19 protein-coding genes are annotated in these 21,418 nt (G+C 33.9%); 7 read left to right on the top strand and 12 right to left on the bottom strand.

The window, feature by feature from the left end:
• The first annotated feature begins 63 nt into the window (after nucleotides 1–63).
• The 6 genes from ACRBBL_RS07715 (at nucleotide 64) to ACRBBL_RS07690 (ending at nucleotide 10,807) form a co-directional block, all read left to right on the top strand.
• Complete coding sequence (locus ACRBBL_RS07715) at nucleotides 64–2,709, top strand: TonB-dependent receptor family protein (RefSeq protein ID WP_431368453.1); 2,646 nt, start codon at nucleotides 64–66, stop codon at nucleotides 2,707–2,709.
• 20 nt (nucleotides 2,710–2,729) lie between these two features.
• Nucleotides 2,730–4,379 (top strand): PQQ-dependent sugar dehydrogenase, encoded by a 1,650-nt coding sequence (locus tag ACRBBL_RS07710; RefSeq protein WP_431368452.1) that lies wholly within the window; start codon nucleotides 2,730–2,732, stop codon nucleotides 4,377–4,379.
• Nucleotides 4,380–4,502: 123 nt separating this feature from the next.
• The gene (locus ACRBBL_RS07705; protein ID WP_431368451.1) at nucleotides 4,503–6,215 is read left to right on the top strand and encodes a peptide-N-glycosidase F-related protein; all 1,713 of its coding nucleotides are present in this window, start codon (nucleotides 4,503–4,505) and stop codon (nucleotides 6,213–6,215) included.
• Between the two features lie 401 nt (nucleotides 6,216–6,616).
• Nucleotides 6,617–8,782, top strand: a complete 2,166-nt coding sequence (locus tag ACRBBL_RS07700) for a M1 family metallopeptidase (protein WP_431368450.1) — start codon at nucleotides 6,617–6,619, stop codon at nucleotides 8,780–8,782.
• A gap of 114 nt (nucleotides 8,783–8,896) precedes the next feature.
• The gene (locus ACRBBL_RS07695; RefSeq protein WP_431368449.1) at nucleotides 8,897–9,790 is read left to right on the top strand and encodes a patatin-like phospholipase family protein; all 894 of its coding nucleotides are present in this window, start codon (nucleotides 8,897–8,899) and stop codon (nucleotides 9,788–9,790) included.
• A gap of 108 nt (nucleotides 9,791–9,898) precedes the next feature.
• The gene (locus ACRBBL_RS07690; RefSeq protein ID WP_431368448.1) at nucleotides 9,899–10,807 is read left to right on the top strand and encodes a T9SS type A sorting domain-containing protein; all 909 of its coding nucleotides are present in this window, start codon (nucleotides 9,899–9,901) and stop codon (nucleotides 10,805–10,807) included.
• 22 nt (nucleotides 10,808–10,829) lie between these two features.
• On the opposite strand, the gene ACRBBL_RS07685 is transcribed toward ACRBBL_RS07690, so the two are convergent.
• The 7 genes from ACRBBL_RS07685 to ACRBBL_RS07655 form a co-directional block, all read right to left on the bottom strand.
• On the bottom strand, nucleotides 10,830–11,354 hold the full coding sequence (locus ACRBBL_RS07685) for a hypothetical protein (RefSeq protein WP_431368447.1): 525 nt from the start codon (nucleotides 11,352–11,354) through the stop codon (nucleotides 10,830–10,832).
• A gap of 368 nt (nucleotides 11,355–11,722) precedes the next feature.
• Nucleotides 11,723–12,358 (bottom strand): class I SAM-dependent DNA methyltransferase, encoded by a 636-nt coding sequence (locus ACRBBL_RS07680; RefSeq protein ID WP_431368446.1) that lies wholly within the window; start codon nucleotides 12,356–12,358, stop codon nucleotides 11,723–11,725.
• Nucleotides 12,359–12,406: 48 nt separating this feature from the next.
• Nucleotides 12,407–13,402 carry an acyl-CoA thioester hydrolase/BAAT C-terminal domain-containing protein gene (locus ACRBBL_RS07675; protein WP_431368445.1) on the bottom strand — a complete coding sequence of 332 codons (996 nt, stop codon included), beginning with the start codon at nucleotides 13,400–13,402 and terminating at the stop codon, nucleotides 12,407–12,409.
• Nucleotides 13,403–13,437: 35 nt separating this feature from the next.
• Complete coding sequence (locus tag ACRBBL_RS07670; RefSeq protein ID WP_431368444.1) at nucleotides 13,438–13,770, bottom strand: hypothetical protein; 333 nt, start codon at nucleotides 13,768–13,770, stop codon at nucleotides 13,438–13,440.
• Between the two features lie 25 nt (nucleotides 13,771–13,795).
• Nucleotides 13,796–14,347, bottom strand: coding sequence for a VOC family protein (locus ACRBBL_RS07665; protein WP_431368443.1), 552 nt, complete (start codon nucleotides 14,345–14,347; stop codon nucleotides 13,796–13,798).
• Nucleotides 14,348–14,472: 125 nt separating this feature from the next.
• Nucleotides 14,473–14,898, bottom strand: a complete 426-nt coding sequence (locus ACRBBL_RS07660) for a VOC family protein (protein WP_431368442.1) — start codon at nucleotides 14,896–14,898, stop codon at nucleotides 14,473–14,475.
• A gap of 71 nt (nucleotides 14,899–14,969) precedes the next feature.
• Nucleotides 14,970–15,284, bottom strand: coding sequence for a hypothetical protein (locus ACRBBL_RS07655; protein WP_431368441.1), 315 nt, complete (start codon nucleotides 15,282–15,284; stop codon nucleotides 14,970–14,972).
• A gap of 330 nt (nucleotides 15,285–15,614) precedes the next feature.
• Between ACRBBL_RS07655 and ACRBBL_RS07650 the strand changes: the two genes are divergently transcribed.
• Nucleotides 15,615–16,094, top strand: a complete 480-nt coding sequence (locus ACRBBL_RS07650) for a hypothetical protein (RefSeq protein WP_431368440.1) — start codon at nucleotides 15,615–15,617, stop codon at nucleotides 16,092–16,094.
• 95 nt (nucleotides 16,095–16,189) lie between these two features.
• Here the strand turns inward: ACRBBL_RS07650 and ACRBBL_RS07645 are convergent, their stop codons facing one another.
• The 5 genes from ACRBBL_RS07645 to ACRBBL_RS07625 all read right to left on the bottom strand — a co-directional run bounded on the left by ACRBBL_RS07645 (nucleotide 16,190) and on the right by ACRBBL_RS07625 (nucleotide 21,401).
• The gene (locus ACRBBL_RS07645; RefSeq protein WP_431368439.1) at nucleotides 16,190–17,740 is read right to left on the bottom strand and encodes an FMN-binding glutamate synthase family protein; all 1,551 of its coding nucleotides are present in this window, start codon (nucleotides 17,738–17,740) and stop codon (nucleotides 16,190–16,192) included.
• Between the two features lie 6 nt (nucleotides 17,741–17,746).
• Entirely contained in the window at nucleotides 17,747–19,015 is a 1,269-nt protein-coding gene (locus ACRBBL_RS07640; protein WP_431368438.1) for an amidohydrolase, read from the bottom strand.
• A 143-nt stretch (nucleotides 19,016–19,158) separates the two neighbouring features.
• Entirely contained in the window at nucleotides 19,159–19,323 is a 165-nt protein-coding gene (locus ACRBBL_RS07635) for a hypothetical protein (protein WP_431368437.1), read from the bottom strand.
• Nucleotides 19,324–19,397: 74 nt separating this feature from the next.
• Nucleotides 19,398–20,645 carry a hypothetical protein gene (locus ACRBBL_RS07630; RefSeq protein ID WP_431368436.1) on the bottom strand — a complete coding sequence of 416 codons (1,248 nt, stop codon included), beginning with the start codon at nucleotides 20,643–20,645 and terminating at the stop codon, nucleotides 19,398–19,400.
• A gap of 81 nt (nucleotides 20,646–20,726) precedes the next feature.
• The gene (locus ACRBBL_RS07625; protein ID WP_431368435.1) at nucleotides 20,727–21,401 is read right to left on the bottom strand and encodes an SDR family NAD(P)-dependent oxidoreductase; all 675 of its coding nucleotides are present in this window, start codon (nucleotides 21,399–21,401) and stop codon (nucleotides 20,727–20,729) included.
• Between the last annotated feature and the right edge of the window lie 17 nt (nucleotides 21,402–21,418).

Raw genomic sequence — 21,418 nt, 5'->3', positions numbered from 1 at the left:
TTTACGCCAACGTACGACTAAAGATCAATAATCTGTTTATTTTTACATTTCAAAACCAACCCTGTGCCAATAAAATTCCAACCAACCTTTATCCTTTTTTTATTATTTTTCAGTGTGACAGATGTCGTGATGGCTCAAGAACCTATTTACGGAAGAGTACAAGGAACTTTAATCAATCAAGTAACAAATCGTCCGTTAGATTATACAACAATAGTACTTTCCAATTCACAAATTACATTGAAAATACGTGTGTTTGAAGATGGAAAGTTTTCTGTAGCCATACCTTTCACGTCTTTAGAAGAAGAAATATCGATTTCTTTAGAAGGATATCATGCAAAAAGAACAGTCATAAAAATAAATGATTTTGATTCAGTCACGACACTCATTCCTATTGATGAATCGCAAGATAAAGCTGGGATTAAAGGATTAACAATAGATAAAAAATCTAACGAATTTATTCCAACGAATTATATTGAAGGAACCGTAATAGATCAATCTACAAACATTCCTATTGCAAATGCTGTAGTTAGTATACGTCACCCAAATTTTGAAGCAATAGTGCTAACAAATAAAAAAGGAGTATTTGGAGCGGTTGTTCCTATGTCGTCTTCGGCAGATAATGTAATAATAACAAAAGAAGGGTATTACAGAGTTGGGTATTTAGATAGTATGCATTCTGATGATGGTGACCCAATTATTACATTAGTTCCCAAAACAAATGAACTCGATGAAGTGATTGTAAACGGAATTACAATTCAACAAAAATTAAAGCAAACCACAGAATCTGTTGCTATTGTGACCGAAAGTGAAATTAATAGTGAAAATACCGTACAATTAGCTCCTATTCTAAACAGAGTTCCAGGTGTTTTTATGCAAAGTGGTTCACTAAATACGAATAGAATTACCATTAGAGGTATTGGCGCACGAAGTCCATTTTCTACTGCAAATATTCGTGCGTATTATGCTGATATTCCCTTAACGGATGGAAATGGCGAATCTGCCATTGAAGATTTGGAATTAGCTGCTATTTCACGAATGGAAATTCACAAAGGACCTTCTTCTAGTAGTTATGGTGTTGGTTTAGGTGGAACAATCTTGTTGTATCCTGAATTTGCCAAATTCAAAGAAACTAGCGCGGATTTGTTTACAACTGTAGGAAGTTATGGTTTGTTTAGAACCGTTGCCAAAGTAATGCACGGTGGCGAAAAAGCCAATGTAAACGTGATTTATAGCAATACACATTCGGATGGATATCGCGATAACAATTCTTTGGATAAAGCAACTGCTACAATTACATCAAATTGGTTGGTTGATGACAAAAATGAATTGACATTTATCGGAAACTATACAAGTCTAAAAGCATTTATTCCAAGTTCATTAAATCGTGAAGATTACGAAAACTCACCACGAAACGCAGCCACTTTTTGGAAAAATGCACGCGGGTTTGAAGATTTTAAGAAAACACTCTTCGGAATTAATTGGAGTCATGATTTTAATGAAACATACACACAAAAAACAAGCGTATTTACAAGTTTTAATAACAATTACGAACCACGACCGTTCAATATTTTAGAAGAAAAAGCAACGACTTTTGGAGTACGCACACGTTTATTAGCAACGAAAAACTTTGAGAATAGTTCTTTACAATGGTCTGTTGGTGGCGAATTGTTCTTTGATGATTACAACGCAAAACAATTTGACAATTTGTATCAAGATTTTCCAGATGGAACTGGAAGTGTCGCAGGTGATATCTTGTCTAATATTGATGAGAACCGAAACTATTTCAATCTGTTTGCAGAAGTGATTTACACACGAAAAAAACTATCTGTTAGTTTAGGCTTGCATTTAAATCAGACAAAATACACGGTTCAAGATCAATTGAATGCTTCAAGCAGTGAAGACGATTTTACGTTTGATGCGATTGTTTCTCCAAAATTGGGTGTCAACTATGCGGTTTCAAGTAATTTCAATTTATTTGGAAGTGTGGCGCATGGTTTTTCTACACCAACTACGGAAGAAACCTTATTACCAGATGGCGTGTTCAATCCTGAGATAAAAGCAGAACGCGGCTGGAATTTTGAAATCGGTTCACGATTCCATACGACAAACAGAAAATTATCAGGTTCGGTTTCAATCTATAGTATGGCTGTGAGCGATTTATTAGTCAATAGAAGAACAGCAACCGATCAAAATATCACACTAAACGCAGGGAAAACATCGCATAACGGACTTGAAGCGGCACTTCGATATGAAGTGTTTAAAAGTGACAGTTTCACGCTCAATTCGTATGCAAATGTGAGTATCAACGATTTCAGTTTCAAAGAATTTACGGAAACAAATGCAAATTTTTCTGGGAATGACCTCACAGGAGTTCCAAAATCTGTTGTAAATTTAGGAATTGAAATGGCAGATCGTAGCGGGTTTTATGGACGACTCGATTTTCAAGCAGTAGGAGAAATGCCTGCAAATGATGAAAATACCGTATACAGTGATGCTTTTGAACTTTTAAATGGTAAAATTGGCTATCAAAATAAAATTGGAAGTCACTTTAGTTACGACCTATCAATTGGTGCAAACAATATATTTGATACTGCATATACATCACAATTACAAGTAAATGCATTTGGAAACGATACAAATGCACGTTATTTTTATCCTGGATTACCGTTTAATATGTATGGCGGCGTTCAAGTAAACTATAAATTATAAAAACACTAACTATCTATACCATGAAACAATCTATAAGTTTCCTCATTTTAGTCACATTTCTCTTTATTTCATGTGGTCAAAAACAAAAAGAAGTTGCCAAAGCAAAAATGCCGGCAAAAACTCCATTGAAGTCGATTAAAACTACTGAAGAAATTACGAAAGATCAAGAAGATTATAAAGCTGAATTGGTCGTGGATGGAATTGATGTTCCGTGGGGAATGACTTGGTTGCCAGATGGAAGTATGTTGGTTACTGATCGTTCAGGAGAATTATATCATGTAAAAGACGGACAAAAAACATCGGTGAAGAATGTGCCAGAAGTATTTGCGCGCAATCAAGGTGGTTTGTTAGATGTAATGATTCACCCAAATTATGAAACTAATGGTTGGATTTATATCACGTATTCGATTGTAGATAAAAAAGAAAAAGGAAGTCATACAGCGTTAATCAGAGCAAAATTAGTAGACAATGCGTTGACATCGATTGAAAAGTTATATCAAGGAAGTCCAAATGTAAAAACGGCGCATCATTTTGGTTCGCGTATAGCGTTTGACAAAGATGGATATGTGTATTTTACCATTGGCGATCGTGGAAAGCGTGATGTAAATCCGCAAGATATTACCAAAGATGGAGGAAAAGTATATCGTTTGCACGATGATGGACGTATTCCAACAGATAATCCGTTTGTAGGTCAGAAAGATGCTAAGGAAGCTATTTTCTCATACGGACACAGAAACCCACAAGGAATGGCTGTAAATCCGCGCACAGGACAAATTTGGGTGCACGAACATGGGCCACGTGGTGGAGACGAAATAAATCCTGTAAAAAAAGCGGTGAATTATGGCTGGCCAGTGATCACATACGGAATCAATTATAGCGGAACAACTATTACTGACGAAAAAGCACGTGATGGTATGGAACAACCTTTATACTATTGGGTTCCATCAATTGCGCCAAGTGGAATGGCATTTGTAACTAGCGATAAATATCCAGATTTAAAAGGACATCTATTGGTTGGTTCTTTAAAATTTCAATATTTGGAATTATTAACGCTTACGCAGGATGAAAAAGTAGCCAAGCGTGAAAAATTATTAGAAGGAATTGGTCGTGTACGATCGGTTCGTCAAGGTCCAGATGGGTATATTTATGTAGGAGTTGACTCAGAAGGTGTATTTAGAATGGTGTCGAGTACTGCTAAAAAGAAGCCAGTAAAAAAAGTAGAAAAAACAGAAACAGCTGAAACCACTGAAACAACAGAAAAAGTTGAAACCACAACAAAGAAAGCAACAACAGAAAAATCTACTTTTACGCAACTCGCTTCTGTAGATAAAAAAGAAGTAGAAGTAAGTTTAAAGAAAGGAAAAGCTGTATACAACAATGTTTGCGCACAATGTCACTTACCAAGTGGAAAAGGTGTTCCAAGTGCATTTCCTCCATTGGCAGGATCTGATTGGTTAAAAGACAAAACTGTAGAAAGCATTCGATCTATTAAATATGGATTGAAAGGTGAAATACTTGTCAACGGTAAAAAATACAACGGAGTTATGCTGCCATTAGGATTGACAGACAAGCAAATAGCAGATGTAATGAATTACACTTCAAATTCTTGGGGAAATACAACCGAGAACTTTTATACAGCAAAAGAAATTAATGCAGTGAAGAAGAAGTAAATTTTACTTAATTTAGAAATCTTATATGACATACAAAAACCTCAAAATATTGATTTTGAGGTTTTTTGTTAAGCGCATATTTCAGCTTTTTTACTTACTTTTAGCTGCAAAACAAATCAACACATGAAAAGAAAACCAACTACCCAAACCTTTTTATATGCTTTTTTAGCATTCGTGCTACTATTTAGCGCTTGTAAATCTGATGACGGATCAGAGGCAGCAAGTCCTACATTAAGCGTAAATAATACAAGTGTGAGTTTCAGTGCTATTCAAGCAGGAACAGTGTCGTCTCCAAAGTCAGTTTCAATGACAGGAGCACGATTAACAAGCACAGTTTCCATTAGTGTTTCAGGTGCTTTTGAAATTTCGACAGACAATACAAATTATAGTTCAAACATAAGTTTAACAGCAACTCAAGCAAATCAAAGCAATACAATTTCTGTACGATTTACTCCATCAGCCACAGCTTTAGGAGATTTAACAGGCACAATGACAATCACTTCTAATGATTTTAATACAAAGCAAGTGGCGCTTTCAGGAACAGCTTTAGAGATCGTTCGTGAAATTCAAGTAGTAGGAACCGTGAATGCTTTTGGTGATGTTACTGCCGGAACAATGTCTACATCGCAAACAGTACAAGTAAGAGGTGTAAATCTTGAAAATGCTGTGACTGCAACAGTTACAGGTTCATTTGAAATTTCTACAGATAATATCAACTTTTCAAATACTGCAAACTATACAACAGCCATCAACACAACTCCAGAAAATTTATATGTACGTTTCAGTCCTGCTGCAACCGATTTAGGAGCGCAAACGGGAACTGTTACCTTAGCTGCAACTGGTGTAACAGATAAAACGATTGATTTGTCTGGAACTGGAGCAGCAGTACGACACAATTATCAAACATTTGATGGTCAAAGAATTGCTTTTGGTGGTGGATTCAATCAAACAGAAACGAATACCTTCAATTTACACAACGATATGTCAAACATCGAACAAATAATGATGTATGTAGAATTGCGTTGTCCAACTGGCGGATGTAATGCATGGGACGTGTATGCAAACATAAAAGTAAAAGACGATGCTTCGGGAGAGTTTTATGAAATAGGTCGCTATATTACACCGTATGGAGTAGACAACTCGCAATTGACACGAGGTTTTGAAATTGATGTAACAGACTTTAAATCCTTATTACAAGGAAGTACAGAGTTATTTGCACGTATTGAAACTTGGGGATCTGACGGATGGGAATTATCAGTTGAATTTGACTATGTAGAAGGAACACCAGATTATGAATATTACGCTATTGCAGACGTAATTACCTATGATGCTTGGTCAACTTCGGGAGTTCCTTACGGAGTAGCTATTGACGCAGCAACGTGGGATTTAACGAAAACAGTAAGTATTCCAGCAAATGCAGAAGCAACACATTTACGTACTATTATTTCTGGTTGGGGACATGCAACACCTGTAGATTCAGATAACAGACCATGTGCAGAATGGTGTTTTAGAACACATGATGTAAAAATTAATGGAGCAAATATGTTTCAACACAATATGGAGCCAATTGGTTGTGCTTCAAATCCTGTACAACCGCAATCAGGAAACTGGAATCCAGACAGAGCAGGTTGGTGCCCAGGAATGGCAGTTCCGGTACGTATAAATCAATTTGGTACGTCAATGAGCGGAAGTACGTTTACATTTGAGTACGATTACCAAGATTGGACAAGTGATGGCGGATCTACTTCAGGTAATAATGGAGCGTTCTATGCAACATCAACATTTGTAGTAGTAAAAAGTAGTACACCAATTGTAAAACCTACGGTAATGGATTAATTTGAAAAATTAAATAATAACAGCCTTAGTATGAAAATGCTAAGGCTTTTTATTTCATATTAATTTTATATGATAGTCAAGAGAGTACTTTGACTTTTCCGCAGTGTAGTAGGAACTTTTCGTTAAAAATTTTTGAAGCCTTGGAAAAAATTTAGAAAAGTTCGTACGGTTTTAGTTTTTCCCTAAAAGAAAAACTAGAAACACCTCTGGAAAAGCGCCGTTTCTTTTGTTTCTTTTCTTTGGGCGAACAAAGAAAACGAAAATAAAAAACAATAATTCTGTTGGTAATAACTTCTTTCTTGATGAAAATTTAATTTTAATTGAAAAAAGTTATCTGAACCTCAAATTAAATAATACACCGAAATATACTATTTTGGTGTATTATTTGTTTATAGCGTATTATGAAGCACATTTTTTCCATCTTTATTTACTGTTTTGCCTGTATTGTATCTGGACAACAAACCGAGATTGTTGACTTTAAAAAAGCCACGGTTGATGTTGTGCTGCGTCCTACGCTAAAAGAAGTTGGTATTGATGTACACTACGAATTTGAAATTCTACAAGACACTGATTCTATTTATTTAGACATGCGAACTTTGGATACGTATAAAGTGTATCAACAAAGTTTTAAAGGCACAAATTTTTACCGTGACAAAAAAATCATTCTTAAAAGCAACTTTAAAAAAGGAGAGAAGCATACGGTAGGATTGGCTGCATTTACGCATCCTAAAAAAGCAATGTACTTTATTGACTGGAATGAAGAAAAGGGCAGAAAGCAAGTGTGGACACAAGGTCAAGGAAAATACACAAGCAATTGGCTGCCTAGTTTTGATGATGTAAATGAAAAGATAGAATATGACTTTAGCATTACGTTTGATAAGCGTTATGAAGTCATTGCCAATGGAAAACTCATCAAGAAAGAATCACCAAATGATTCATTGACAAAATGGTATTATGATATGAAACAGCCGATGAGTAGTTATTTGGCTGCGATTGCCATCGGAAAGTATAAAAAGAAAATAGTTACTTCAGAAAGTGGCGTACCGATAGAATTGTATTATTATCCTGAAGATGAAGCAAATTTTGAACCTACATACCGACATACCAAACGTATTTTTGACTTTCTAGAAAGTGAAATTGGTGTCCCATATCCGTGGCAAAATTATAAGCAAGTTCCTGTAAAAGACTTTCTCTATGCAGGAATGGAAAATACAGGAACGACAATTTTCTCAGATAGTTTTGTGGTAGATAGTATTGGTTTTGTCGATAAAAACTATGTAAACGTAAATGCACACGAACTAGCACATCAATGGTTTGGTGATTTGGTCACTGCAAAAAGTGGAAAACATCATTGGTTGCAAGAAGGTTTTGCAACGTATTATGCCTTATTAGCGGAAAAAGAAATTTTTGGAGACGATTATTTTCATTGGCAACTCTTCAAATCAGCAATGCAATTAAAAGCCTTGAATGAAGGAAAAGGGGAATCTTTGTTAAATGCAAAAGCAAGCAGTTTAACGTTTTATCAAAAAGGCGCATGGGCTTTGCATGTGTTGCGTACAAAAGTAGGAGAGAAGCCATTTAAAAAAGCTGTACAACGATATTTAAATACTTATAAATTCAAAAGTGCAGAAACCAATGATTTTATCAAAATTGTGGAAGAAGAGAGCAATCAAAACTTGGCTGCGTTTGTGCAGACTTGGTTGAAAGATCCGCAATTGCCAGCTAATTTTTATAATCATGATAGATTGCTTACACAAGATTCAAGCATAGATGAAAACATGTATGCGTATTTAGGCGGAATAGCAGGAATTCCATCACAAGTAGCTTTATTTAGGTTGTTTAATAACAATGAATCTAGTGAAGCAGTTAGTGCTGAAATTGAAAAAATTATTTCACTATCTCAGACAGATGTTGTGAAGGAAAATGATCCGATTTCAGAAGAATTATTAGTCAATTTAGCCAAAAACATTCCACAAGAAATTTCAGCACAAAAAATAAATACATATAAAGAAGCTTTTAAAACAGAAAACTTAAAAGTCCGGCAAGCCATTGTACAAACACTTACAAAAATTCCTGTTGAGTTAAAACCGGAGTATGAAAGTTTACTCAACGATGCTTCTTATACAACAAAAGAAGCCGCTTTGTATAATTTGTGGATAAACTTTCCAGCAGATCAAAAAAAATATTTAGATCAAACAAAAGATGTACAAGGATTTAACGACAAAAGTTTCCGCACACTTTGGCTAACGTTAGCAATTGTTACTAAGAATTACAGCGGACGAAACACGCCATATTATTACCAAGAACTTTCAAACTATACACGTTCGTACAATCATTTTGAAGTACGAAAAAATGCTTTTGTTTTTATCAATGAATTGCGTTCGTTTACCGATCAAAATATAGCTGATTTGGTAAATGGAGCAAGACATCCAAACTGGCGATTTGCTAAATTTTGCAGAGATTTATTAGACAGCATCATCAAAAATCCGACATATACAGAAAATGTAAAGCGTAGCATGAAGCTTCTCAATGAAGAAGAAAAAGCCTATCTAGTTAAAAAATTATAATTCATTCTAAAATAATACTACTAAATGAAACTTCCATAACTAGATTTCGATATCCAAGAAAATAGTTATATGGAAGCTACATGTAACAAATAAAAAAACAATAACTATAAACACATGAAAGCAATAGTCATTTCTGGAGGCGGAAGTAAAGGAGCATTTGCGGGCGGAGTTGCGCAATATCTTATAGAAGAACAAGGAAAGAGTTATGACATGTTTTTAGGAACGTCTACAGGGAGTTTAATCGTTCCAATATTGGGATTAGATAATGTGCCTAAACTCAAAGAAATATACACCTCTGTAAACCAACGCAGTATTTTTAGCAAAAACCCTTTTATAGTCCGAAAGAAAAAGGACGAAACGTTTATTAGTATTAATTACTTTAATGTTTTTACACAACAACTTAAAGGAAAACGAACTTTTGGAGAGACAAAGAAGCTTAGAAAACTGATTAGAAAAAAGTTCTCAATAGAAGAATTCACACGTTTAAAAGCATCTGGAAAAGAAGTTGTAGTCACCGTAACAAATCTTACTAAAAATAGAGTAGAATACAAGTCAATTAAAGATCATGAGTATGAAGACTTTTGCGATTGGATTTGGATTTCATGCAATTATGTTCCTTTTATGAGTTTGGCAACAAAAAATGGTGACGAATATGCCGATGGAGGTTTTGGATGTATTGTTCCTATTCATGAGGCAATTAAAAGAGGCGCCACAGAAATAGATGCCATTATATTGGAAACCAAGCGTGGTGAAGAAAATAAAAAATTAGGGAAAAACCCTTTTTCTTTAATGGTCAATTTATTTAGTTTTTTAATTGATCAAGTGGAGCGACATGATATCAATATTGGAAAACTGTCCGCAAAATATAGAGATGTAAAACTCAACCTTTATTTTACACCAACGAAACTAACGGATAATTCTCTAATCTTTAATAAAAAACAAATGGCTGAATGGTGGGAACAAGGATTTCATCATGCAAAGATGAAAAATGAAGAGCTAAAAGAGTAAAATCAGTCCATACGTAGAAGTACCTAATTTTACGATTTGAATCATTTTTATAGGACTAATCTTTCTTTAGAGTTAAGAAAATAAGTATCTTTAAAAGAAATTTGAAGTATGATTAAGAAAATTACATTCATAGCGATACTATTTCTCTTTACCCAAATTTCGTTTGGACAAGAAAAGTATATCCAAATAGAAATGGTAGATCAATCACCAAACTATGACTTTGTTGGTTATCCTTCTTACTACTATGATATGCCTTTTGGCGCGACAGATTATTCGAATGATGTAGGTTTAAATACAATTCTAACAGGAAATAATGTTATTGCTTATGACTATATAGAATCTCTACCGAATGTAAGTGAAAATGGGTATGCAAACTGGACTTTAGTTATTTGTGATAACTGTGATAATAATCAATTAGCAGCAGAATTAAATGCATATTCTTCGGTAATTAGAAATGCATATCCTTTAGATGATGGTTTAGCACATAACCAACTGTATTTGGGAATTGTAGATGTTAATGTTGGAACTGTTACAGGAACTAATAATGGTATTGTTACAACAAACGACGCTGGATTGAATGCACTTTTTACAACATACAATGTCTATTTTTATGAACAATATTACCCGTCATTTACAGATCCTTATTTGTTGAGTGTTTATACATTACTATGCGATTGTGATGTTAATTTACTAATGACAGATATGGAAGCGTATTCAAGTGTAATAAATTATGTTGAACGTATGGGACTTGGTTCACAAATGTTATTAAGTGTATCACCAGAAACCGCTTTTACAGATGTAGTTTTATATCCGAATCCAGTTAAAAACACTTTGCACATAAGCAAAACAACCAATATCAAATCCTTAGAAATATATTCTATACAAGGACAAGTAATGCTTACGCAGAAGAATCATTTTGAAACAGTTGATATGTCGCAATTACAGAGTGGATTGTACTTTGTAAAACTTACGGATAGCGCAAATAGAAGCAAAACGATTAAAATTGCTAAGAACTAATAAAACCTTTACGTAACACTTTTTAAGGATTTAATATATCGCCTACTTCTTTTTTAATGAATGATAGGGCAGTAGCGCTTGGCGATTCTTGTTCCATCATTTCTGTGAGAATAACTTCGCGTAATTTATCGGCAGAAGTTACTTTTTCAGATAATCCTGCTTTACGAACAAATTGTATCGTTGTATTTTTTGCGGCAATGATGATATTCCAACATTGATCGCTCATGTAAATTTGTTGAGACAGATTGTGATCAAACTCTTGTTCAATACTCATAATCAACAAACGTTCATAATCTTCTTTATTGGAAGAAGTCGGCGAAACGCGAATTAATAATTTTGAAGGTGCCATACGTTCCAAAAACAAAGAAAGTCGCTCATACGCTTGTAAACGTATTGGTAAGGCTTCTTTTTGCGCGTCTTTGTGCAATAAATAACGTCTTCTTTTATCTTCATTTGACATGTGATCTCTAAAGAAAAAATAAGCAATTCCACCAGTAATAATAGCTGGAACTGTATACATAATCAAATCAAAAATTTTATCTTCCATAAAATAGCAGTTTTAGCAAACATAATATGTTTTTACTAACTAGGCAAATAAAGATTTATTGTGTGAATGATGTATTTGAAGCGAATTGGATGTAAATTATTTTTATGAAATGAATCTTCTGTTTGCAGAATGTTAAATAGTGTGAGTTTGACATAAAAAATAAGTCATATGTAATCTTAAACACTTTAACAAAAATGTCAAATCGAGCATTATTGAGATCAAAATAAATTTTGTTAAAAAATACCTAGCGAAGCTATCGAGATTCAATAAAAATGATCATTTTCTTTAGCTTCTCGACTGCGCTCGAAGTGACAAAAGTTGATTTTATTAAGCTTATGTTACGGTTGTAGAATTTAATAGAACTTATGTTAATTAGGAACACTTTTTCGCAATAGAATTCCAATAAGTCGTGGAATTCCAGTTTTGTTTTCATCGTCAAACCATTCTTTTAATTCCACCAATTCAAATCTGTTTTTAGTCGCTAGATTCAAATATTCCGAAACATGATGTACATAGGTTTCTAACTCTTGCGTTCCGTTTTCGGTTTCAAATTTGGCTTTACTGCCTGAGTATTGTTTGAATGGATGTAATTCGCTGATAAAAAAGAATCCGCCGCTTTTTAATTTCTTAGCTGCTTGATTAAAAATAAAATCTAACTCTTTAATGTGCTCAAGAACCAAGCTACAGGTTATCAAATCGGCAAAATCATTTTCAATATTCCATGCTGTTGTTATATCTGCTTTCTGAAATTCTACTCGTTCATCTTGGATTTTCGCTTTTGCTTTGTTGAGCATTTCTTGAGAAAAGTCCAATCCGATAATTTGATCCGCTTTTGTTAAAAGATAGCTTGTGTTTTTTCCTGTTCCGCAACCTATTTCTATAACTTTTGAAAAGTCAAGCGTACGCAACGTTTCAATTGTTGATTTCGTATCTAAATCTCTCGTTTTGTTGAGGTTTGTATCATATTGGTTTGCCCAACTATTATATGCTTTTTCAATGCTCATTTAAAATAATGGTTTTGGGTGTTATTAACAACTTCCTTTTATTCGAATTTATATTTTTTCTAGAAATTCCATCAGTTTCAACCTAGCATCTTGTTTTGCTTTAAAATCGCCATTATCATCACCGCCAAATTCAAATTGATACTCTTTTCCATCAATATAAATTTTTCCAGTTCTATAACTTGAATTTTGATCAGGATTCGTAGAAATTAAGTGTCCAGCATTGTCATATTTTATATTCTGAAAGGAATGTTCAAAATTAGTATCTTCTAATCTTTTTTCTATCATGTCTGCCATTATTGACGATGGCCAAACCTTGTCATCATTTCCAGAAAAAAGTATAATTGGTCCAGTAATCTTTTCTACTTTGATTGCTGCTTGTTTTACAAAATTTGTTTTTGCTAAACCGTTTTTCCAATATGCTACCATTTGAATTGTATCCGATTCTACGCCAGTGATTTTTTTCATTGGTACATACGGAATGTCAACTCCTTTATATGTCCAACTCGGTTTCAATTCATTGGAATTGTACGGTAACACTGTATTTGACCAGGAAACGGCACTTGGTGCATAGGCAACAACTCCGCTGATATATTTAGGGAATGTAGCAGCAATTATCAATGCCAATTCTGCATTTCTTGATGCGCCCATAACCACTATTTTAGTTGGATCGACTTCGGGCTGTTTTGCAAGCCAATTAATGGCGTTTTCAAAATATTCTAATTCAATTTCTTCTGGTAGTCTTGGCAAACCTTCTTTTCCTGAATACGATATTGACAAGCCGACCATATCTTTACTGGCAAATTCGTTAGCCCAATAATTTCCCCATTGTCCTCCACCAATTAGTAGTATTGCAGCTTTACTATTTGTATTTTCTTTCGCAAAGTAATCTGCTTGAAAGCCATTTTCATGTACAGATTTTTGTTTTATTGCGTGTGTAGTTGTTGGTTCTTTTTCATTGAAAAGTACCTTGTTGGCAATGAAATATCCAACAAAAAGCAATGCAATTACCCCAATAAATAGGATGTATTTTCTGTTATTCCTCATTTGCTTTAGATTGTTGCTTACGCTTATTCAACGTTTTAATTGTCAAGTTCGCCAAATCTCAATATTCCTATATAACTAAATTCAATTGCTTTGGTTAATTTTTTGTTCCAAAGGAAAAAGTTCTTATTTCCAAGTATTGCATGAAACATTTTTTGATACTGTTCTTCTTCAAGATGTCCAGAATTTGTTCTTTCATAAACAAAGAAAATAGCTTCACCATTAAAATACTCATTGATGCTTTTTTGAATTAAATCAGAATCAATATGCGCATCTGTTCCGAAATAAATCCATTCTTCATTGTTTATTTCTTTCCAAAGAAGTTTAGACTTTAAATGATTGGTTGCGCTATATAATAGTTTTGATTCCAATATTTTTTAGAGCACTTAGCTTTTCTTATTGTAAATTCAATTGCCAAGAAATACCGAATTGGTCAATAACCCAACCAAATTTTTTACTGAAACCATAGTTGTTTAATGGCATAGTTACAGTACCGTTTTCAGACAACTTTGCGAATAGTCGTTCTTGTTCGCTTTCGCTTTCGCATTCAACATAGTTAGAAACGGCAGGAGAAAAGTTCCAATCATGAACAGGCGGACTATCGCTGCACATAAAGGAACTTCCATTTAATTCAAATTCAGCCATCATAATTTTTCCTTCTTCGCCAGGAGCTCCTTTTCCCCAACGTTGTACTTTGATAATTTTAGAATTGTTGAATAATTCCACATATAAATTCATTGCATTTTCTGCATTGTTGTCCTGAAAAGTAAGGAACGTTTTAATCTGTTTTTTCATAATAGTCTTATTTGGTGTCAACATCGTTTTCAAGCTGTCATTTGCGGCTTGAAGTTTTTCGATTTTAGCAAGATTATTTTTTTCGTCTTTTTTGTGAGTACAACTTATAGCGATCAAACTCAACAAGAATACTAAAGGGATTGTTTTTTTCATTTTGAAATGATTTTTTACTATTTAAATTTACTCCGTCTATTTTAAATCTTCAAGTATTCCACTAACTAGTTTTCGTAATTTATTAGAAGTACCAGACATGTTTTGACTTGTAGTGTAACATTAGATTATTCTGAAAGGTTAAATTGCCATGAAATTCCATATTTATCTTGACACCATCCAAATTTTTTACCAAAGCCATAATCTCCTGTTTCATAATTGTCAAGAGGAACCATAACCTGTCCTTCATTTTCAACAATTTTGTCGAATAAAGTATCTATTTCACTTTCAGAGGTACATGCAACGAATATTGATACTCCGGGCGTAAATGACCAAGCATGATTATAATTGCTTTCGGAAACCATGTACTCTATACCATTTAATGTAAATACGCCATATTTTATAAGTTCTGGAGTTCCGCCGGCTTCTCCTTCAGCGTATTTTGTAATGCTTTTAATTTCTGAATTCGGAAAGATAGAAGTATAAAAATTTATTGCTTCTTCAGCCTTTCCACATTGATCTCCTACAAATGTTAGAAATGTTGTTGTTTTCATTTTTTAAATTTTAGTTCAAATCAAATCTTTCAATTATATTAGTACGATTAGCTCCAGAATCATTTTTTCTTTTAAATATTTTGAGGAGTCCACATTTTTAAGAATTTAAATCTTTTTGGGTACGCTTCTCTTGGACAAAATGCTAAGCAAACTTCATTGTTATCAAGGGAAGACTCGGTTAATGTTACAAAATTTAGTTCTTCTTTAAGTTTTTTAAATTCAATTTCATTAGCTAAACAAACCACCTTTTTAAATATTCCATTCATCCATTTTTGCATATCTAAATTGTTCTCATATTTTTTGTAACAAGCCAACGAAGCGTGAGCAGTTATTACAGGAACTAATTTATCAGGAGTATCATCCTTTATAATAATATACATTTTCATGAGATGTAGTTATCTTTATTGCGCCTACCATATGTATAACAGAATTCCTGTTATTTCTATTATAATTAAATCTATTTCTTACAGAAGTTTAATCATTGTTTAAAGCTAAAGGAATCTGTATAAAGATCAAAAGGAATGTATCCATTTTTTAACAGTTTATCACATCAGCAAAAATTCTTTTAGAACTTTTATATAAAATAAGCTTTATTGTTTACATTACACCGAAATCATTCCGCACACATGAAATGAGCATGTTATAAAGTTTCTTACTCAAGAAAATGATTAATAGCGAAGAACATGCGACCGATAAAAAACAATAGATATTAACACATGAAAGCAGTCACCGTATCCATCCTCAAAAAAGAATTGAAAGAACATTCGCATGAAGAACTGATTGAAATCTGCTTAAAACTGGCAAAGTTTAAGAAAGAGAACAAAGAACTACTAACGTATGCACTTTTTGATTCACATGATGAAGATGAATATATTCGTGAAATTAAAGAAGAAACTGATGCGGAGTTTTCAAAGTTGAATCACGATAGTCTGTATTATGTAAAGAAAAGCACACGCAAAATTTTACGTCTACTCAAAAAGTACATTCGATACTCCAAAAAGAAAGAAACGGAAGCCGCTGTATTGCTTCATTTTTGTGGAAAATTGAAAGAGCTAAAACCTTCGCATCAAAGAAGTGTGCAAATGAACAATATTTATGAACGACAGTTGGGAATGGCAAAAAAAGCCATCAGCACGCTTCATGAAGATATTCAATATGATTTTCATTTAGAGTTGGAAGAATTGGAAAACAGCTAGTTTCTAGGTTTAAAAGTTTACACTTGGATCTACCATATTAACAAATTGACAAAAAACAGATTGACATTTCAACACGCTCAGTGTGCACAAAAAAATTACTTTCCACCCAAATGTTCACAGGTTTGTAACGATTTCATTCCCGAAAACGGAACAGGTGTTTTTTGATATTTATAGGTATTGTTTAAGTTTTTCGATAAATTATGATCGTCTACATTCATTTTAACATCTTGCATTGTAAACTGACACGGATGCTCATAACCCGCAGCATGCGTAATTTCAATGAATTCTTTACGGAACGTTTTAAAATATTGCGCCAATCGTACTGACTTCAATGTTGGATCAATTCCGTTTTGCAACCATTTACTTTGCGTGGCAACTCCAGCCGGACATCTGTTGGTATGACATACTTGCGCTTGAATACAACCAATACTCATCATGGCTTCACGTGCTACATTGATACAATCAACACCCATAGAGAATGCCATGGCTGCTTTGGCAGGAAATCCTAGTTTTCCACTTCCAATAAATACAATACGTTCGGTAAGTCCTTTGTCTTGAAATAGTTTATATAAATCTGCAAAACCGTATACCCAAGGCAACGATACGTGATCTGCAAAACTTGGAGGCGCAGCTCCAGTTCCACCTTCACCACCATCAACCGTAATAAAATCGGGTCCTTTTCCAGTCGCTTTCATGATATCTGCCAATTCTTCCCATTGTTCTAGTTTTCCAATGGCAGCTTTAATACCTACTGGCAATCCTGTAGCTTCTGCAATTTCTTCTACAAAATCAACCAATTCTGGGACATTAGAGAATGCTTTATGGTTTGGAGGTGATAGTACATCTTTTCCAACTTCTACACCTCTAATTTTTGCAATTTCGGGTGTAATCTTTTTTCCAGGTAAAACACCACCTTTTCCAGGTTTTGCACCTTGCGATAATTTTACTTCAATGGCTCTTATAAATGGATTATCTTCCACCAATTTGATCATTTTTTCCATAGAAAATCCACCATCATCGGCACGTACACCAAAATATCCTGTTCCAAAATGAAATACAACATCGCCGCCATGACTGTGATGTGGAGATAAACCACCTTCACCTGTATTATGATAGGCATGCGCCATTTTTACACCTTTATTCATAGATTCTACTGCTTTCGCGGAAAGAGAACCAAAACTCATGGCAGATACATTAATGATAGAAGCTGGACGATACGGACGTTTTCTTTTGTTAAATTCACCCATCACTTTTGCGAATGGTAAAAACGACTTATCTACAGCATTTGGATGATTTTCAGGAACTTTATAGGGCATCATTGCATTATTAATGAACATGTGATGATGTGCATAAATATCTCTATCGGTTCCGAAACCTTCGTAATTGTTTTGTTTTTTAGCAGAAGCATAAATCCAACCGCGTTCTATACGATTAAATGGTAATTCTTCACGATTGTTTGCTACAAAATATTGGCGAATTTCTGGACCAATACTTTCAAACATATAGCGAATATGTCCTACAATAGGAAAATTATGGCTAATGGTGTGTTTTCTTTGAAAGATGTCTCTGATGGCAATAAAAAATAGTACAATCAGTATCCACATCCACCAAGAGATGTTTCCTAAAAAATCTAAAACTGCGTCCATATTGTATTAGTTATTGAGGTAATCTAAAGTAAGTTGTACAAAAGCTTTTACACCGAGTTTCATTCCGCTTTCATCAATATAAAAATCGGGTGTATGATGTGAAGTTGCTTCTTCTCCGACAGGTTTTCCACCTAAAAAGAAATACAAACCTGGCACTTCTTTTTGAAAGAATGAAAAATCTTCTGCGCCAGTAATGGCTTTAATTTCTTTTACATTGTTTGCGCCAGCTGCTTTTTGTAACGATGGTAACATTTGTGCGGTTAGTGTTGGATCGTTGTATGTAATTGGATATCCTTTTTCAATTTCGATAGTAGCTTCGGCTCTGTATGCTTTTGCAATTGCAGGAACCATTTCTTTCATACGCTTATTGATAAATGCTTGCATGTCATAATCTAACGTACGAATGGTACCAATAAGTTGTGCTTTTTCTGGAATGATATTGCTACGTACACCACTTGTAATTTTTCCAACAGTAATTACAGCTCCTTCTTTTGTTAATTCAGATTCTCTACTGATAATGGTTTGCAATCCATCAATAATTTTTACACTTGTCATAATAGGATCAACACTTGTCCAAGGTCTTGAACCGTGACTTTGTTTTCCTTTTACGTTGATTTCAAAACTCTGTGAAGCAGCCATTATTCCGCCTGGTTTATAACTAATAGTTCCAACATCAAATCCGGCACTAATATGCAATCCGAAAATAGCATCTACATCAGGATTTTTAAGCACACCTTCTTTTACCATCATTTCTGCACCGCCTTCTTCACCTTTTGGTGCGCCTTCTTCTGCAGGTTGAAAAATGAATACAATTGTACCTTTGATTTTACTTTTATTTTTTGAAAAAATTTCGGCAACAGCCATTAATATTGAAGTATGTGTATCATGTCCGCAGGCATGCATAACGCCAGTTTCAACACCATTAAAAGTTGTTCTTACGTTTGATTTAAAAGGAATATCAGTACGTTCTGTTACAGGAAGCGCATCAATATCTGCACGTAATGCAACTACTTTTCCGGGTAAATCACCTTTTAAAACACCAACAACTCCCGTATGAGCTACACCAGTTTGCACTTCTAAACCTAATGATTTTAAGTGTTTTGCAATTTTTTTAGCAGTTTCAAACTCTCTATTCGATAATTCTGGATTCTCATGAAAATCGCGTCGCCACTCAATTAATTTCGATTCAATAGCGTCGATATCTTTTTCAAGTCCATGTTGTGCATTAGCAAAACAAAAAGCGAGAAAAAAGCTGGCAAGAAATAATTTCTTCATAGTATTTGCGTGATTGGGAATAGTTATAAACCCAAAGATATTCATTTTTTTGGTTTGTAGAACGCTATTTATAAAAGTTGTGTTTAGACCTAAAAAAAGCTTCCAGTTTCCTGAAAGCTTTTATTCTAAATTATTTTAATAATCTATCGATCTTCATTTTTTGTTGGGCAATCTTCTGTTTCACACATTGGGCAAACAGTATTGAATAATGATTCTCCTTCATCAGCCCTTCTAATTCCTCCTTTAATTTTTAAATTTGAAATTACGATTTTGTTTAGCGGTAAATTTTTTAAACTTTTTTTCTTCATGATTTATAATTTTTAGTATTGACTTAAAATTATAAAAGAACATGTTTTTTAAGCTACGGGAATACCGTAATTTTTTATTTTTTGCGAATTGGTTCTGGAAATAAAGCTTCAAACGTATTCAATACTTCATACGCGTTTTCGCAAATTCCTTCTGTTGGATGATTGTTTGAGGAATAATTCCAGCGTAAGCAAATAATACTTTTATATATTTCAACAAAAGGAATGTCCGTATGTACATAATATTTGTAGTATAAGTATAATGCGGTAATGGTTACGGAGCGACTACCTCCATCATGGCAGTGAATGACTAAATTCCCTTGTGCATAAAAATTGACCATTCCATCAGCTTTTTGTTGTGTTGTTGATGGAAAATTTAATAATTGATCTGCTTCCAATACGGCAGCAACTAAGGTCATGATATCATTTTCATTTCCATCAACCAAACCAACTTTACTCAACTGATTGAGGTAATAATTTTCGTTTGGTGCTTTTTCAAAAGGCAAAGCAGCTCGTTTGTCTACTTGCGGATCGGAGAATGGTATTTGCAAATCTTTTGCATCATTTTCGTCATACGCAACATTTAAAACGGCAGCAATTTGATTGTTAATAATTGCTTGTTCTGAAAGTAAATAACCAGCTCCAACAAATATAAATTGCTCTGTCATTCCTTGAGGAACATTGGCTTTTGGCACTTGAAAAATACAGGTCATTGCTTGGTTAGGGAAATTCCCAGCAGGAGTTGGTATGTTTGAACCAAAAAGTTCTCTTGGATCGATTGTTTGTAGTTCTTGACAGAATGTTTTTGTTACAGGATCTACAATTATATCATCGGAATCGCCATACATTAATAATTGCGGAATTTGTTCTAATGAATAGGTTTTGTCACCATTGTAAGTGAGTTTCCAAACCAAATCAAAGCAATCGCCTGGCCATTTGCTAGTTGGAACATCTTGAGCTCCAAAAGCGTTTGAAATATCTTCTATATCTGTATGCTGCCACGCAACAACTATTTTAGAATCCGTGTATTTATCATCATTAAAAATATGAGTAATCATCTCTTTGTATTCATACTTTAAATACGAATCATGAATTTTTTTGTCCAAACGTTCTGCCAAAGGTGTAACCGTTTCACGTGGACGTTCACTATGGCTTTTATGCCCAACACCAGCGGCAAAAATGTGATCTATTGTACCAAAATTAGCAGGCAAATAGTAGGCGAGTGCCGCTGCACGTTCATAACCTTTAGTTGATAAATTCTCATTAGTAACATCAGCAGGTTTTTCTGCATGTCGTATGATCAAGATTTCTGTTGGATATCCCATGTAATTAATTTTTTTTAAAAGTAATAAAATATCCGAAAGTGAGCACAGCGTAGTTTTACGTAATTTTTATATATGTGTTTCTTACCACAATAATTCAGTTCCTGTTTCAGAATTCCAAAATGTTCCGCTTTCAAATTCATTTATTAAGAATTCCCATATATTATCAGCAGATTCTTCAGGAGTTAATCTCCCATTTTTAAGATTACTTTCTATGATAGTTGTTTTTACCCAGCCAGGATGAATAGAAGCAATCTTAATTTTACCTTTTAGTCTATTTGTTAGAATTTTGGTGTACATATTTAATGCACTTTTCGACATTCGATATGCCACAGAATCAGTTAATTCACAAACATCTAATGATCCCATTTTTGAAGATACATTTAAGATAATTCCGTTTTCGTTTATCAATTCGATTAACGGTTCTGTAAAAAATACAGTTCCGGTTACATTAACATCAAAAGTTTGATTGAAAGATTCTTTTTCGGGAATGTATGTACCTAAATCTGGACCAATTCCAGCATTATTAATCAAAAAATCAAGATGCTTAAAATTGCTAAAAATCTCTTTGTGAGCAGCTTTGATGCTTTCTGTATTAGAAAGATCTAGCTTCAATGGATAAAAATTTTCACTTTCAAGATTTTCAAATTTCCCGCTTCTACTTGTTCCGATAACAAAGAAATTTTCATTTAGCAGTTTTTCAGTCAGTGCGAAACCAATTCCTTTACTAGCTCCAGTAATTAGTGCAATTTTTTTCATTTTTTGAGTTTCTTCAA

The organism is Kordia sp. (genome assembly GCF_050633145.1).
Classification (GTDB): Bacteria; Bacteroidota; Bacteroidia; order Flavobacteriales; family Flavobacteriaceae; genus Kordia.
This window is presented reverse-complemented; position numbering and strand designations above follow the sequence as displayed.